Here is a 14,819-nt window from a genome sequence, read left to right on the forward strand (position 1 = left end):
TTTAAGGCTACCGGGACTCAGCGTTCGAGCCGGACGAGCTGGTAGCCCGCCTCGCCGAACACCAGGGTGTAGTCGGTGCCCGGGTAGCGCTGTTCGGCGTGGGCCTCTGCGTCGCTCGGGCGTGAGGCACCCCAGCTCCAGTCGTCCGCATCGACGATCAGGTACTCCGGCGCCGGGTTCGTGTTGCCGAGCCAGTACACCCGGGACCCGGGGACGAGGTAGGCCATGAGCACCACGCCGCTCTCCACCGTCGCATCCTCGGGGATGAGGTCCATCATGCGGTGCGCGGCCTCCCACCGCTCCGACTGCCGGTACGTCTCCGGTTCGGCGAGGGCGGCGAACTTCTGGGCGGGCAGCAGCGCCAGGCAGGCGACGACGGCCACGGGGACACCGGTCAGCGCACTCCGGCGGACCCACTCCTGCGGGCTCCGCCGCAGCGTGGCCACGCCGTCGAGGAGGGCCAGGAACAGTACGGGCATGAGGACCGCGCTGTAGTGCCACTCGGGTCCCCAGTACCCGCCCTGGCCGGAGGCGAACCGCCACAGGAGGGTCGGCAGCAGGACCAGGCTCAGCGAGGAGCGGAGGAAGAGGACCCCGCCGGCGAGCAGGAGCAGCAGGAGCGTCTCGTGCTTGGCGGTGCCGGAGACGAGATCGACGACGGCGCCTGCAGGGTCCGCGATCATGGCGCCGACGTCGATCCGGTCGGAGTAGTCGTACTGGCCGGCCGAGTTCAGCGCGGGCAGGATCAGCCGCACCGAGAGGATCAGCCACAGGGCCCCCCACACGGACAGCCACAGGCCCGCAGCGTTCCGGAGCCGCCAGGCAACGACCAGTCCGAGTGCCATGACGGTGAGCCCGAGGTCCTCCTTGACGAAGACGAGCAGCCCTCCCCACACCACCGCGGGCAGGACGCGCCGCCGCAGGACGGCCTCGAGGCTCAGTGCCAGGAGCGGGACGGCGAACGCTATCTCGTGGAACTGCGCGGCGACCGCCGACTGCAGGCCCCAGGACAGGGCGTAGGCGATGCCGACGGCGATCCCGGCGAGCGGGCCGACCAGCCGCATCCCCGCGCGTGCCACCACCGCCACCGACAGGCCGAACAGGAGGTTCTGCACGATCAGGAGGGTGAGGCCCGACGGCGCGATTGCGTAGGCCGGTCCCAGCAGCACGAGCAGGGGGTGGAAGTGATCACCCAGCAGGTTGAAGCCCTCGCCCTTGATGGGAACGATCGGGGCGCCGAAACCGGAGTAGGCCTTCGCGAGCTGCGTGAAGATCCCGAGGTCCCAGGACGGGGCACTCAACCGGTACCACTGTGTGACGGAGAAGAGGGTGTAGACGAGTGCGGCCGCGAGACCCGTCAGCCAGGCTCCGAGGGGCTGCCTCCTGACCGCCGCGACGGTCCGCGCCCGGAGGGTGCCGAAGCGGTCGAAGGCGCTGGCCGATGCGGGATCCTCCTGGCGGGCGGTCGCCGCCGTCGGGTGGGCGCCCGACCGTCCGGTCCTGCTCACGTGCGGCGGCCGAACAGGGGGAGCCAGGCGCTGAGGTCGGCGCGCTGCCCCGAGGCCGCGACCCTGCCGGCGGTCACGGCTTCGGGCCAGGTCATGCTGCCCGTGACGAGGGCGAGCCACGTGGTGGCGTCCGTCTCGACGACGTTCGGCGGGGTGCCGCGGGTGTGGCGCGGTCCTTCGACGCACTGGGTGACGCCGAAGGGAGGCACCCGTACCTCCACGCTGTTGCCCGGGGCCAGCTCTGCGAGCTCCTCGAGCGTGAAGCGCACGGCGGCCGCCAGATCCGCGCGGACGGCCGAGCCGTCGGCTACCTGCGCCAGCGCCCGGTGGCCGTCCTCGGCTGCGATGCGTCGTCGTGCCATGGTGCTGCCGCGCTCAGTCGAGCAGGGCCAGGACCGGAGCGGCGAGCCGCAGGCTGCCGACCGGGTGGCCGCCGCCGAGGACCGGGGGGACGACCTTCTCGAGGACGGCCCCGACCTTCTCGGCGTCGATCGCGCCGGACGCGGCGAAGAGGGTCAGGCCGACGAGGGTCGCCGCACGGGAGTTGCCGTCCAGGACCTTCAGGGCGAGGGAGGCGCCGGTGCGCGCACCGAGGACGAGCACTCCCTCCGCGCCGCTCTTGGCGACCACCCCGAGATCGTCCATGACCACGGAGTTCTCCAGGCCGTTGCCGTGCACCGCCCAGGGGTAGTCGAGCATCGCGGTGGCGATCGTCGCCGCGCGGGCATCGGCATGCTTGTCCGAGGGCGCCCTGGACACCTTGCCGATTCCGCGGGCGAGGCCTGTCAGCGACACCGCGGCGACAGGGGCGCCGCAGCCGTCCACGCCCCACGCCGCTACGGACTCCTCCGTGTACTCCTCGATGACCGAGGCCACCGAGCGCTGGAGCGGGTGCGTGGGCTCGAGGTAGGTCGCGGTGTCCCAGCCGTTCTCGGTGCAGGCCCACAGGAAGGCCGCGTGCTTGCCGGAGCAGTTGAACGCAATGCGCTGCTTGCCCTTGCCGCTGCGCACGAGGTCGTTGCGGGCTTCCTCGTCCTGCGGCCAGTCCTCGGGGCACTGGAGGTCGTCCTCGGTGACGCCGGCAGCCGCGAGCATGGTGCGCACCACGTCCATGTGCTCGTTGCTGGCGACGTGGCTCGCCGCCGCGAGGGCGACCTGCGGGCCGCGGAGGGGCACCCCCGCCTTCATGCTGGCGAGCGCCTGGAACGGCTTGAGCGTGGAGCGGGGGAAGATCGGGCTGGTGATGTCCCCGAGTTCCGTCACCACGGAGCCGTCCGCTGCCAGGACGACGGCGGCACCCACGTGGCGGGACTCGATGAAGCCGTTGCGTTCGAGGACGGCGAGGTCGACGGCGTCGGACGTCGTGAAGGTGGAGGGCATGCGTCCAGTATTCCTCATCGGGTGGGCGCGCTTGCCGTCTGTTCGTCCTGTGCACGACTCCTCGGGCTGCGTCCTGCTCCTTCACAGGCGGTACACAGGGCGAAGCTAAGGCTGGAACAGGGTGGGGCCCTTGACTGTTCCTATGACTACTTCATCTCCCTTCTCGACCCGAAGGTTCCGGGTCCGCTTCGCGTCCTCGATCGCCGCCCTCACCCTGGCCGGAGCCATGGCTGCCTGCAGCACCCCGGCTGACCCGTCCTCGACCGGCACCGGTACCGCCTCTCCCGTTGCCACGGCCCGATCCACCGCGTCATCGAGCACTACGGCATCCGCCGCCGCCACTGCGGCGACGGACAGCGCCACGACGGACAGCGTAGCGACGACCGCTGGAACGATCACGGGGACCACGGAAGCAGCGCAGGCCTTCCTTGCGACACTCACGACTGAACAGCAGGAGCAGATCCTCTACTCCTATGATGATTCGACGAAGACGACGTCCTGGTCGAACTTCCCGGTGACGTTCGTCGAGCGGGCCGGCATCAACCTGACCGACCTGACCGGGGAGCAGCAGACCGCGGCCCTCGCAGTCCTCGAATCCCTCCTCAGCGACGACGCCTACGCAGAGGTCACCGGCATCATGAACGGCGACCGATACCTCCTGGAGAACAGCACGAGCACGGAGGCCTCCCTCGGCCAGTACTACATCGCCTTCTTCGGTGATCCCTCGGACACCGGCACATGGGAGGTCCAGTTCGGTGGCCACCACCTCGGCATCAACGCCACCCTGGACGGCACCGCCGACGCCATCACCTTCGCACCCACGCACCTCGGATCCCAGCCCGCCGTCTACACCGCAGCGGACGGCACGGAGGTCCAACCCCTGTCGGGGATGTACGAGACGGCGTTCGCGTTCTACGACAGCCTGAGCGCCGAGCAGCAGGCCGTCGTATACCAGGGCACCGAAGTCTCCGACCTGACGTGTGCACCAGGCGGCACCTGTGATTACCCGACCGGTACCGGTATCGCCGGCTCGGACCTCACCGACGAGCAGAAGCAGCTGTTGCTCGACGTGATCGCGAACTGGGTGGGCCTGGCCGACGAGCAGACCACTGCCGACGCCCTCGCCGGGATCGAAGCGACCCTCGACGAGACCTACATCAACTGGTCCGGCGCCACCGTCTACGACATGACCCAGGGCGACGGCATCTACTTCCAGATCTCCGGACCTGACGTCTTCATCGAGTTCTCCAACCAGCAGGGATCGGCCGGCGCCGACGTCACCGGCGTCGTGACCGGTGGCTGGGGACACATCCACACGATCTACCGCGACCCCACCAACGACTACGCCGGCAGCGTCACACAGGAAGAAGCTACCGGCGTGGGCGGCATGGGAGCTCCCGGCGGGCCACCCAACGGATAGGAATGGGAGAGATTACAAGCGAGAGCAGGGGTACCCGCACGGCGGATGCACCTGCCGGCTGAAGGTCTACCGGGGGTTCGGGATCGAGGGTGAAGCCGGTGGAACGGGGAGCTGCAGCGTTGGCTGTCGATGGCATAGCCTTCAGCTCGCAACGACACCTGCCAGATCGAAGGGGGTTAGGGCCCTCGACAGACACGCAACGCCTTCAGCATGCCGCATGGCCAGGCACGTCAGGGCCGGAGCGAATGCACGGGCGCCATCGAGATGGGCCGGATGCGTCTTCAATCGCACAGCGTGTGGCCGGTCTCGGCGCCGGGATCCAGGGTGCGGTGAGCGCCCCATTTCGGAGTGGCTGCTGTCTTCGCTGCGAATCCGCTCGGTTACGCGAACGGGCGTCAGGGGCTGATCTGGTGTGAGCTGTGGTCACAATGGGTGCGTGAAGACACTCGTCGTGACCGCTCATCCTGATCCTGATTCGCTGACACATCACATCGCCAGCCAACTCGAGAAGGCGCTGCGGTCCGGGACGGTCGAGCTCGTCGACCTGGCAGCAGAAGGCTTCGACCCACGGTTCACTCTCGCCGATCGACACACATACCGCGTCGGAGGCGATTTTGCCCCTGACGTCGCCGCTGAGCAACGAAGGCTCGACGGCGTCGCACACCTCGTCCTGATCTTCCCCGTCTTCTGGTGGTCGATGCCTGCCCTGCTCAAGGGGTGGATAGACCGCGTCTTCGTCAACGGCTGGGCATTCGATGTCGGCACGGAGGGCGGCATGAAACGTAACCTCGTGAACCTCACGACGCACCTGATACCCGTTGCCGGCGACGATGCCGGCGTGTACGACCGGCACGGCTACGAACAGGCGCTCCGGACCCAGATAGAACACGGCATCATCGATTACTGCGGCAGTCGACGCGGCGTCACAAGGTTCGTGTACGAGTCCGAGAGCGACGATACCCAGGCCCGAGAGCGCGCGGCCCTCGAGGCCATCACAGCAATCAGGCAGTTCATCGCCGAGTAGGGACTCGTAGTCCGGAACGGATGGAGAACGGTGCTGGAACGCAACGGCAAGGACCGCAGCGCAGGTATCTGGAAGCCCTCCGCGCGCTGATCGCAGATCTCTGACATCAAGGAGCCTGCGGCACGGCAGTTCGTCCTCGTGGGGCCTGCGCCTGACCGTCGAGGAAGCGACGACAGTATGACGGAGTAGCTCGAGCCCACGATGAGCACGGCGGCAGGGATGACCACGCACATGAAGGTCGGGTCGTCGGCTGAGGCGATGACCCGTCTCGTCCTCGCCGACGTTGGGAGAGATTGAGATGGGCGGGTCGGCATCCCGTCAGCCCCGCCCTGTTCTCCTGATGGTGGATTGCGGAGGGGCTCGGTTGATCCGGCGCAGGAACCGTGCGCACGGAGACCAGTGCGCCGGACCGTTGAGCAGTCGCCGCGTAGATCCGCGGTCGAGGGTGTCGACCAGGTCCTGCAGGAGCGCCTCGTGTGCCCGGCGGACCATCAGCTGCCAGAGCAGTCGCATCCGCCCGCTCAGCGGCCCTTGGAGGGTGTGGGTGGCGCATCCGGTGTCTCCACGGATGGCTGGAATAGCGCACGGTGGATGAGCGTGTCGAGGATCGCGGATCCGGTCGCCGCCCCTTGGGTCGCCCGGCGACGGGACCTGTCGTAGGCGGCCAGCGCGACGTCGACCTCGCGGCCCGCCTCAAGACTGCGCGTCAGGGACAGGGCGTCAAGGATCGCTTCGTTGGCGCCCCGTCCGAGGTCCGGTGTCATGGCATGGGCTGCATCACCGACGAGGGCTACGTTTCCGCGGTGATATCGCGGCAACCTTCGGGCCAGGTGATGGATCTCGTGCCGCAGGACAGTGTCTTCGTCGATCTTCGCAAGTATTGCTGCTACCGCAGCGTTCCAGCGCCCGAACAGCCGTCGAAGCTCGTCGGGGTCCGGTTGCACCGATGCGGCCCGGGTTGGCGGCAGTCGTGCCGTCGCGTACCAGTTCGTTCCTCCGCCCGGGCGGTCACTGATACCGAAGCGTCGTCGTTGGCCCCAGTATTCAGTCAGGCCGGTCGTCGCCATGTCCGCTGTTCCGCGCCACACGGTGGTGCCGGTGGCTGTTGAGCGGTACGCACGCCCGAACAGTTCCTGGCGCAGGGAGCTGTGTACGCCGTCGGCTGCTACGACGAGATCGGCCTGCGCGCGTGCATCTGAAAGGTCGTGCACCCCCAGGGGTCGGCCCAGGGCGACCACCGGTTCCGGCAGCGAGGCCCGCAGAAGATTGACGAGCGCCGACCGCTCGATCAATACGGAGCCCGATCCGGGTCGGGACGGTGTGATCGGAACACCCGTGTGCGTGCGGAGCTGAAGCCCGGTCAGTGGAATCGCCAGAGTGGCGATACCGGGTCCCAGTCCGAGGGATTCGAGTCCCTTCACTGCGCTCCGGTGCAATACGACCGCTGTCCCGGAGGTGCGTAGTTCCGATCGCTGCTCCAGGACCTGCACGGACAACCCCGCACGGCGCAGCCCCACTGCGGCGGCGAGTCCCGCGATCCCGGCGCCCACCACCATTGCTGTCGTCATGCCGAGACCGTACTGCACATGTAGTCAAAGCATAAAGCTGGTCTCGGCAGTGAGGCCGGCCTGCTGGTCGTCCTCATCGTCGCCCTCGTCGGCGTCCCGGGAGCCCTGTATGGGCTGAACACCTCGGGCACCAGCTCGCACCCCGGCCCGAAGGAATCCCGACCGGGTTCTAACCCCGGTCCCTGGGGAACTTCACCGGCATCATGCCGTGGCGGTCCACGGAGATAACGCTGGCGATCATCGCCGGCGTGGTGCTCCTGGCACTGTTCGTGCTGTACATCGTCCTGAGCATCCGCAAGGGCCGAAAACACGTCAAGCACGACCGGGCCGCGATAAAGATGGCGTCCCTCAAAGACGTCGCACCCTTCACCGAGAAGCAGGTCAAAGCCAAAGCCGCCCGGTTCGGTATGGAAGCCTCCGATGCGTCCCCGGGCGTGATGCTCGGGCGCATGGTGCGCGGCGGGAACACCCTGTACGCGTCGTGGGAGGACACGCTCCTGCACATCTGGGGCACCCGCACCGGTAAGACCACGACGCAGGCCGCGCCCTCGATCATCGAGGCACCCGGCCCGGTGATCGCGACGTCGAACAAGCGGGACCTGTCGGATCTGACCCGTGACATCCGTGCCGAGAACGGCGACGTGTGGATTTTCGACCCGCAGGGCGTCGCGAACGAAAAGCCCACCTGGTGGTGGAACCCGCTCAGCTACGTGATCGACGCCGAACGCGTCGCAGAGATGGCGAACAACTTCGCCCTCGGCTCGCGCTCCGTCGGGGCGAAGGGCGGCGACGCGTACTTCGACACCGCAGGCAAGGACTTGCTGGCCGGGTACCTGCTCGCTGCCGCGGTCAGCGGCCGGCCGATTAGTCAGGTCCACTCGTGGCTCTCCCACTCCGAGAATCAGGAAGTCGCCGGTCTTCTCTTCGACGCCGGATGGCGGAAGGAAGCCGACTCGATGGGCAGCACCATGGCGCTGCCGGACAAGCAGCGCGAAGGCGTCTACGGCACCGCACGGCAGATGGCCACGTGCCTGAAGAACGAGAAGATCGCCGCCTGGGTGAATCCGAGCGGTCCGAATGATCCGCGGCCGCAGTTCACGCCCGAGGACTTCATCAAAGGCAAGAACACCCTCTACGCGCTGTCCAAGGAAGGCGCCGGCACCGCAGGCCCGCTGGTGACGTCGTTGACCGTGGCCACGGCCACCGCGGCGGAGGAGTACGCAGCTACCCAGCCCGGTGGTCGCCTCGCGGTCCCGATGGTCTGTGTCCTGGATGAGGCTGCGAACGTGTGCCGATGGGAGAACCTACCCGACCTCTACAGCCACTACGGGTCCCGAGGAATCGTGGTTTCTACATTCCTACAATCCTGGTCTCAGGGCGTCGACGTCTGGGGAGAGTCCGGAATGAAAAAGCTGTTCTCCACGGCCAACGTCTTCACCTACGGCGGCAACGTCAAAGAAGAAGGCTTCCTGAAGATGCTCTCCGACCTCGTAGGCCAATACCGATACACCTCGGTATCGACCTCAAGGCAGAAGGACAGCCGCTCCACAAGCCGCCAGGACTCCACCGACGACATCCTCTCCGTCGCGGACCTCGCCGCGATGCCCAAAGGCCGAGCCATCATGCTCGGCTCCGGCTCCCGCGCCGTCCTGCTGCGCACAGTCCCAGTCAGCGACCGTCCCTACGCCGACAAGGTTGCGGCGTCGGAAGCCGCTCACAACGGCACACGAGTTGCCTCTGCCTCCGCTGCCGCGACACCTCCGGTGGCGGAAGGCATTGCCGAGGTTCCTGCCAGCCCTGCTGTCGCGGCCGGCGGTAATCGCTGGTCGGCCATGGTGAAGGAGTAGGGGAGTGGACCTGCAGGCACACTTCGGCACTGATGACACTGATGATGACGTATTCCCGGGTGAGGAGCACGAGACCGATAGCGTTTCCCGAGCTCAGGGGACCGCGCAGCCTGCTCCCGAACTGGTCTTCAACAACCTCGAGGAGTTCGTGACCGAGTTCCTGGTGCACCAGTATCAGCGGCCCGTGGAGTCGTACGGTCGTGCGGAGTTCACCTGGTGCGCCAGCTGGTGGCGGCACAAGGAAGCCGTCAATCGGCTCAACGCGCTCTGGCGCGCATGGGAAGCACTGCGCACGGACCCGACAACAGGACTCGCGAACTGGTGGAACAGCTACGCCGACCCCACAATGACCGTCCTCTTCTCCGGCACCGGTCCCTTTCAAGGGTGCACAGCGACGGAGCATAAACCAGCAAACAAGCCTCTACCCGTGGTGCCGGCACCGGAGGGCCTCTACTCCAATCAGTGAGCGAAGCAGTTCCGTTCGGCAACACACGCGCGATCGTAGTGAAGGTCCGAGATGGGCAGGTGCGGAACACCCCGTTCTACGTCGGCACGGCCGCCAGAACGCACGGGAATGGGAGATCTTCGGGATATGGGTAGGCACTATTTCAAAGCGAGTAGCTCGCGAGCCAGGGCGGCGTCCGTGACGACGGAGTTCACGAGACCGGCTGCTATGGCGGCACGCATGGCGCGTGCTTTTGACGCTCCGCCTCCCACGCAAATGACTTCGGGGATTTTTTTGAGAGACTCTGCGCGGATGGCGATGGTGCGATCATCGATGGTGCTGATGATTCTCCCGTCCTCGGCGAAGAGCGTGGCAGCAACTTCTCCCACAACACCCTCGGCGAGCAGGCTGCTGGCATACCCGAGTTCATGTGCCGCGTCGTAGAGCTGGGAATTGGGGGGATCCCAACTCCCGACCGCGACAACACCTTTGGTCACTTGCGCAAAACGTGAAGATGCCTCATGGATGAGTGGATCGTGCAGAAGTGCTTGTGCGGTCGATGGGTCCCGAACGACCAGGGGCGCGAATATGGGCCACATTTTCCCTCCGGCGATGCGCTGTATGCGTCGGAGAATTTCCACTCCGTGTTCAGTAGCCTGTCCCGCGACGCCACACAGCGCAACAACATCACAGGATGCCAGTGACTCTAAGAAGCTCGCAACGGCATAAACGGTGCGTCCTGAGGTGAAGCCCACGACATCGCCTTGTTCAACAACTTCGGAGAGAAGGTGAGCAGCAGCTTTCCCAACGTACTCCCGCATAATGTCCTGGCTGTCGCCCGGTGCCGTCACGACGATTGCTCGTCGCAGACTGAAGCGTTTTTGAAGGTCTAGGGAGAGGTCGGTGTCGACTAGCTCGCCTGCACTGATCTCAAATTTTACGATTCCCAGTTCCTTTGCGCGGTCGAGCATCCGTGCAACTTTGAACCGGGAGACGGCAATTTCGTCGGCTATCTCGGACTGTGTTGCGTCGTCCCGGTAGAAGCGCCGCGCGACGTAGGCCATCCGCAGCCGTTCCTCCGGCCCGGTCACTGTCCTAATCGTTTCCTCATGTGGAGAGTCTACCACTTCTTACGCTCATATGAGCGGAGGTGTTGCACGTTTGATGTGTTCCTGGTTACATTCTGCACACCAGCAAGTGGAGGGCGATGGCGTCCTCAGCGGAAGGACAGATATGACCAGCGCATCTGCCGGGGCCCAGTTAGCGACGTTGCTTGACGGAGACCCGAATGCTCCAGCAACTCTTGAGTGCCGCGACATCGAGAAAGCGTTCGGTGGGGTACCGGTTCTCAAGAGGGTTTCCTTGGCCTTGCAGCCAGGCACCATCACAGCTCTTGCCGGCGAGAATGGCGCTGGTAAGTCGACTCTCATGAAGATTGCCTCGGGGCAGTACAGGCCCGACGTAGGGAATGTGTTTGTACGAGGCGAGAACTTGCCTTCGGGAAACGCCCAGTTGGCTCACCGCCTTGGCGTCAGCATCGTTCCTCAGGAGCTCGCGTCCGTGATGGACTTGAGCGTCTACGAAAACATCTTCATCGGACGTGAGTTACGGGGCCCCTTCGGCCTGCAGCGCAAAACAATGATCGTCCAAGCGCGAGAAAGCCTTGAAGTATTTGGCTTGGACATTGACCCGACGATCAGGATGGGCAGCTTGCCTGTCGGGATGCGCCAGATCATCGAAATCATTAAGGCAACCAACACCGGCGCTCGGGCCATTCTGCTCGACGAGCCTTCTAGCGCTATCGCCGAACGTGAAGTAGAGCGTCTGCTGTCTGTCATGCGTCGTCTGCGGGACCGCGGTGTGGCGTTGCTTTTCACTACGCACAAGATGGAAGAAATTCGTGCCGTCGCGGATCGGGTAGTGGTTCTGCGTGATGGAGGCCTTGTTCTGGACAAGGCACTGGCTGACCTGCACGACGACGACATCGTCACCGCCATGATTGGCCGCGAGCTGGAAGACCTGTTTCCTGACCGCAACACTCCCGATGAGCACGTCATCCTCGAAGTTAACGACGTGCTGGTGGAGGGTGCGGGTGGCCCCGTATCCCTGTCTGTGCGACGGGGGGAGATTGTCGGACTTGCAGGCCTCGTCGGTGCAGGGAGGACAGAACTGTTAGAGACCGTTTTCGGAATGCGTCGAACTATGGACGGAGAGGTCCGAGTATCAGGCAACACCTTGAAGAAAGATTCTCCTTCGGCTGCTATCAAGGCGAAAATCGCGATTGTCCCTGAGGATCGCAAGGGCTCAGGGGCCGTCCTGTCGATGGATGTCCTCGACAACGGCAGCTTGCCCAGACTCTCCGACTTCGCCGTCGCTGGCTTTTTGAAACAGGGCGCACGGCGGGCAGCAGTGCAGAAAGCAACGGAATCAGTTCACCTCCGCAGTCGTGGACTGACGCAGCCGATGGAAACCCTCTCCGGCGGCAACCAGCAAAAGGTCGTTCTCGCCCGCTGGCTCACAGGACCCGTGGACGTCCTGCTCCTGGACGAGCCGACGCGAGGCGTCGACGTCGGTGCCCGCAGCGAGATCTACCGCATCATCGTGGAACTGGCGTCGCAGGGGATGGCTGTTCTTATGGCATCCAGCGACATGCCTGAAGTGCTCAGCTTGTCCCATCGCGCCCTTGTGATGCGGGGCGGAGAAGTTGCGGGCGAACTAAACCGCGAAGAACTCGACCGACCTGACGTGCAGGAGAAAATTTTCCGCCTCGCCAGCGGCCTGTCCCAGTAAATTTTGAAGGAAACGAACCATGACGACAATTACAGCTAGCCCAACCACACAGCGATTCAGTGGTGAATGGTTTAAGAATCTGGCCATTCGCTACGCAATGGTCCTGGTCATGATCCTTGTGATCGCTTTCTTCCTCTACCGCAGCGCTCGTTTCGGAACCGTCGATAACGTTACAACCATCCTCATCGCGGCGGCCCCGTTCGCCCTCATAGCTCTTGGGCAGACCCTCGTCATCCTCACCGGCGGCATCGACCTGTCCGTAGGTAGCGTCATCGCGCTCAGCGCCATGTCCGGAGCACTTTTCGCGAAGTCTTTCCCTGATCAGGTATGGCTAGCGGTACCCATCGCTGTGCTCGTCGGTCTCATCGCCGGCAGCATCAACGGAGCCGTCATCGCACTGATCAACGTGCCACCGTTCATCGCGACCCTGGGCATGCTCACACTGGCTTCCGGACTTGCCTTCGTCGTCGGCGGCGGTGCACCCATCAACGGCCTGCCCGCGGCCTTCGGTCAAATCGCAAACACCCAGATCTTGGGCCTGACCATTCCCGTCATTCTCATGATCCTGGGAATCGTCGGATTCGGGCTGGTGATGCGCCGGACGACCTACGGGCTGAGGATCTACGCCGTTGGCGGCAACAGGCTCGCGTCGGAGATTGCGGGCGTCAAGACCGGACGGGTCCTGTTCAGTGTCTACGCAATTAGCGGCGCCCTCGCCGGCCTGTCCGGCATCATGCTTTCCTCCCGAGTTATCAGCGGCTCGCCCACTCTCGGCCAAGGCTACGAACTGGACGCAATCGCAGCCGTTGTTATCGGCGGAGCCAGTCTCATGGGTGGCCGCGGCACCATCTGGGGCACCGCCCTCGGCCTGCTACTCATTCAGACCCTCAACAACGGCTTGGACATCCTCACCGTCCCCGCATTTTGGCAGGACGTCATCAAGGGCGTGCTGATCATCGCCGCGGTCGCCGTTGATGTCTGGGCTAGCAAGCGCCGGATCTAATACCCACTTTTCCGCCCACCCCCGAAAATATCAGGAGATCAAATCAATGAAGATTACCCCGCTCTTCCGCCGCGCGACTGCCGTGGTTGCGACAGGAACCCTGGCGCTCACGCTTGGTGCCTGCGGCGCCGGTGACCCAAGCGCACAAAACGCATCTGAAGGCGGCGAGCAACCCGTCAGGATCGGCGTCACCGTCTATAACATGTCCTCCTTCATCACCGAAGGCAAGGAAGGCATCGACAAGTACGCCGAGGAAAACAACATTGAAGTTCTCTGGAACTCCGCCAACAATGACGTGAGTACGCAGGCAAGTCAGGTCGACCAGTACGTCAGTGCAGGCGTGGACGCCATCATCGTCGTACCAGTCCAGGCCGACACTTTGCAGCCACAGATCGCAGCCGCCAAGACGGCAGGGATTCCTATCCTCGACGTCAATGCGACCCTGAACAACCCGGACATCACAGCCAGCGTGCAGCCCGACGATGTGGCGGCAGGCGCTCAGGAAGCGGAAATGATGATGGAGGAGCTCGGCAACAAGGGCAACGTCGTCATCTTGCAGGGGCCACTGGGTGGATCCGGTGAGATCAACCGCGGCAAGGGCATCGATCAGGTCCTCGCCGAAAACCCTGACGTCAAGGTACTCGCTAAAGACACAGCGAACTGGAGCCGCGAAGAAGCCGTCAACAAGATGAAGAACTGGATTTCTGCATTCGGTGGCGAGATTGACGGCGTCATCTCGCAGAACGACGACATGGGCTTGGGAGCCGTTCAGGCACTGCGTGAAGCAGGGCTTCAGGACGTTCCCGTGGTCGGCATCGATGGTATCGAGGATGGCCTGGCCGCCGTGAAGGCCGGCGACTTCATCGGCACGTCCCTCCAGAACGGCACCGTTCAACTGTCGGCCGGCGTTGCCGTGGCCGCCAAGATTGCCCGTGGCGAGGAGACGGAAAAGGAATACGTCTACGATATGCCGCCGATTACGCAGGAGAACGTTGAGGATGCTATCAAGCACGTCGTCACCGAACGTGAGGAGTTCCTCTCCGGCCTGACCGACCTCACCAACGAGAACCTTGAAAGCGGCAACGTCGCTTACGAGGGACTCCCGGGCCAGACCAAGTAGCAGAGCCCTTCTTGCCGGTTCGGGCAGCAGGCCCTCTGCTGCCCGAACTGCCCCGACTACCTCAGATTGGTGACCCCTAGCTATGTCGAGCACCAGCACCGGTACCATCGTCGATGCCGCCCGCGCGGCGATACTCCGTGAAGCCCAGGCGGTCGAAGGGCTTGCAGCGCAGATAGACCAAACTTTCGCCGAGATCGTTCAGCAGATTCTGGACCTTCCGGGCAAGATCATCACGACTGGTACCGGCACATCCGGCATCATGGCCGAGCGTCTCGCCCACCTCTTGGCCGTCTCTGGAACACCAGCGTTCTATCTCTCCTGCCTGGATGCGCTCCATGGAGGGATGGGGTCCATCACCGAAGGTGACCTCGTGATCGCTTTCTCGAAGGGTGGACAGTCGAGCGAACTCATCGAGCTGGTTACCCGCCTAGGAGAACGGCGCATCCCGGTAATCGCCCTAACCGAAGACACCGACTCACCGTTCGCTCAGGCCGCACGAACGGTTGCTGCCGTGAAAACCAGCCCCGTGAACGCCGATCCGGGAGGGCTGATTGCTATGGGCTCTACCCTCGTCGCTGGAGCGTGGGGTGATGCTCTTGCAACTGTCCTTATGGCATTGCGCGGCCACACCTGGGAAGAGGTTGTTCACATCCATCCCGGAGGGATCGTGGGTCAGCAGATCGATCTACCTCCCGCCGTTGACTTGTAGGACTG

13 protein-coding genes are annotated in these 14,819 nt (G+C 64.5%); 8 read left to right on the plus strand and 5 right to left on the minus strand.

All coding sequences use genetic code 11. The features are described 5' to 3' along the window. Nucleotides 1–17: 17 nt before the first annotated feature. From AC1MFI_RS07585 to AC1MFI_RS07595, 3 genes are read right to left on the minus strand one after another with little or no spacing between them, the layout of a single operon-like run. Entirely contained in the window at nucleotides 18–1,508 is a 1,491-nt protein-coding gene (locus AC1MFI_RS07585) for a DUF2079 domain-containing protein (protein WP_479820514.1), read from the minus strand. Continuing rightward, on the minus strand, nucleotides 1,505–1,870 hold the full coding sequence (locus AC1MFI_RS07590) for a sterol carrier family protein (RefSeq protein WP_479820515.1): 366 nt from the start codon (nucleotides 1,868–1,870) through the stop codon (nucleotides 1,505–1,507). Before AC1MFI_RS07590 ends, AC1MFI_RS07585 begins: the two co-directional genes overlap by 4 nt. A 13-nt stretch (nucleotides 1,871–1,883) precedes the next feature. Continuing rightward, a complete protein-coding gene (locus AC1MFI_RS07595; RefSeq protein ID WP_479820516.1) occupies nucleotides 1,884–2,888 on the minus strand; it encodes an asparaginase in 1,005 nt (334 codons plus the stop codon). 142 nt (nucleotides 2,889–3,030) lie between these two features. Here AC1MFI_RS07595 and AC1MFI_RS07600 point away from each other — a divergent pair, with 142 nt between their 5' ends. Then, complete coding sequence (locus AC1MFI_RS07600) at nucleotides 3,031–4,308, plus strand: DUF3500 domain-containing protein (RefSeq protein WP_479820517.1); 1,278 nt, start codon at nucleotides 3,031–3,033, stop codon at nucleotides 4,306–4,308. Between the two features lie 436 nt (nucleotides 4,309–4,744). Then, nucleotides 4,745–5,332, plus strand: a complete 588-nt coding sequence (locus tag AC1MFI_RS07605) for an NAD(P)H-dependent oxidoreductase (RefSeq protein WP_479820518.1) — start codon at nucleotides 4,745–4,747, stop codon at nucleotides 5,330–5,332. A 521-nt stretch (nucleotides 5,333–5,853) separates the two neighbouring features. Here the strand turns inward: AC1MFI_RS07605 and AC1MFI_RS07610 are convergent. Further along, nucleotides 5,854–6,900 (minus strand): FAD-dependent monooxygenase, encoded by a 1,047-nt coding sequence (locus AC1MFI_RS07610; RefSeq protein WP_479820519.1) that lies wholly within the window; start codon nucleotides 6,898–6,900, stop codon nucleotides 5,854–5,856. Nucleotides 6,901–7,103: 203 nt separating this feature from the next. Between AC1MFI_RS07610 and AC1MFI_RS07615 the strand changes: the two genes are divergently transcribed. Both AC1MFI_RS07615 and AC1MFI_RS07620 read left to right on the plus strand, forming a co-directional pair. Then, nucleotides 7,104–8,747 carry a type IV secretory system conjugative DNA transfer family protein gene (locus AC1MFI_RS07615; RefSeq protein ID WP_479820520.1) on the plus strand — a complete coding sequence of 548 codons (1,644 nt, stop codon included), beginning with the start codon at nucleotides 7,104–7,106 and terminating at the stop codon, nucleotides 8,745–8,747. Between the two features lie 4 nt (nucleotides 8,748–8,751). Beyond that, a complete protein-coding gene (locus AC1MFI_RS07620) occupies nucleotides 8,752–9,213 on the plus strand; it encodes a DUF4913 domain-containing protein (protein WP_479820521.1) in 462 nt (153 codons plus the stop codon). A gap of 137 nt (nucleotides 9,214–9,350) precedes the next feature. On the opposite strand, the gene AC1MFI_RS07625 is transcribed toward AC1MFI_RS07620, so the two are convergent. Beyond that, a complete protein-coding gene (locus AC1MFI_RS07625; RefSeq protein WP_479820522.1) occupies nucleotides 9,351–10,256 on the minus strand; it encodes a sugar-binding transcriptional regulator in 906 nt (301 codons plus the stop codon). A 169-nt stretch (nucleotides 10,257–10,425) separates the two neighbouring features. Between AC1MFI_RS07625 and AC1MFI_RS07630 the strand changes: the two genes are divergently transcribed. The 4 genes from AC1MFI_RS07630 (at nucleotide 10,426) to AC1MFI_RS07645 (ending at nucleotide 14,814) form a co-directional block, all read left to right on the plus strand. Beyond that, nucleotides 10,426–11,982 carry a sugar ABC transporter ATP-binding protein gene (locus AC1MFI_RS07630; protein WP_479820523.1) on the plus strand — a complete coding sequence of 519 codons (1,557 nt, stop codon included), beginning with the start codon at nucleotides 10,426–10,428 and terminating at the stop codon, nucleotides 11,980–11,982. A gap of 19 nt (nucleotides 11,983–12,001) precedes the next feature. Continuing rightward, nucleotides 12,002–12,985, plus strand: a complete 984-nt coding sequence (locus tag AC1MFI_RS07635; RefSeq protein ID WP_479820524.1) for an ABC transporter permease — start codon at nucleotides 12,002–12,004, stop codon at nucleotides 12,983–12,985. Between the two features lie 46 nt (nucleotides 12,986–13,031). Then, on the plus strand, nucleotides 13,032–14,105 hold the full coding sequence (locus AC1MFI_RS07640; RefSeq protein WP_479820525.1) for a substrate-binding domain-containing protein: 1,074 nt from the start codon (nucleotides 13,032–13,034) through the stop codon (nucleotides 14,103–14,105). A gap of 82 nt (nucleotides 14,106–14,187) precedes the next feature. Beyond that, on the plus strand, nucleotides 14,188–14,814 hold the full coding sequence (locus AC1MFI_RS07645; RefSeq protein WP_479820526.1) for an SIS domain-containing protein: 627 nt from the start codon (nucleotides 14,188–14,190) through the stop codon (nucleotides 14,812–14,814). Nucleotides 14,815–14,819 lie beyond the last annotated feature (5 nt).

It is taken from the genome of Arthrobacter sp. BC5, assembly GCF_056680255.1.

What these genes read in the sequence shown, in the direction of transcription:
- AC1MFI_RS07595 (WP_479820516.1), bottom strand. Translation starts at nt 2,888, where the DNA reads ATGCCCTCCACCTTCACGACGTCCGACGCCGTCGACCTCGCCGTCCTC.
- AC1MFI_RS07645 (WP_479820526.1), top strand. Translation starts at nt 14,188, where the DNA reads ATGTCGAGCACCAGCACCGGTACCATCGTCGATGCCGCCCGCGCGGCG.
- AC1MFI_RS07590 (WP_479820515.1), bottom strand. Translation starts at nt 1,870, where the DNA reads ATGGCACGACGACGCATCGCAGCCGAGGACGGCCACCGGGCGCTGGCG.
- AC1MFI_RS07625 (WP_479820522.1), bottom strand. Translation starts at nt 10,256, where the DNA reads ATGGCCTACGTCGCGCGGCGCTTCTACCGGGACGACGCAACACAGTCC.
- AC1MFI_RS07640 (WP_479820525.1), top strand. Translation starts at nt 13,032, where the DNA reads ATGAAGATTACCCCGCTCTTCCGCCGCGCGACTGCCGTGGTTGCGACA.
- AC1MFI_RS07610 (WP_479820519.1), bottom strand. Translation starts at nt 6,900, where the DNA reads ATGACGACAGCAATGGTGGTGGGCGCCGGGATCGCGGGACTCGCCGCC.
- AC1MFI_RS07630 (WP_479820523.1), top strand. Translation starts at nt 10,426, where the DNA reads ATGACCAGCGCATCTGCCGGGGCCCAGTTAGCGACGTTGCTTGACGGA.
- AC1MFI_RS07600 (WP_479820517.1), top strand. Translation starts at nt 3,031, where the DNA reads ATGACTACTTCATCTCCCTTCTCGACCCGAAGGTTCCGGGTCCGCTTC.
- AC1MFI_RS07635 (WP_479820524.1), top strand. Translation starts at nt 12,002, where the DNA reads ATGACGACAATTACAGCTAGCCCAACCACACAGCGATTCAGTGGTGAA.
- AC1MFI_RS07615 (WP_479820520.1), top strand. Translation starts at nt 7,104, where the DNA reads ATGCCGTGGCGGTCCACGGAGATAACGCTGGCGATCATCGCCGGCGTG.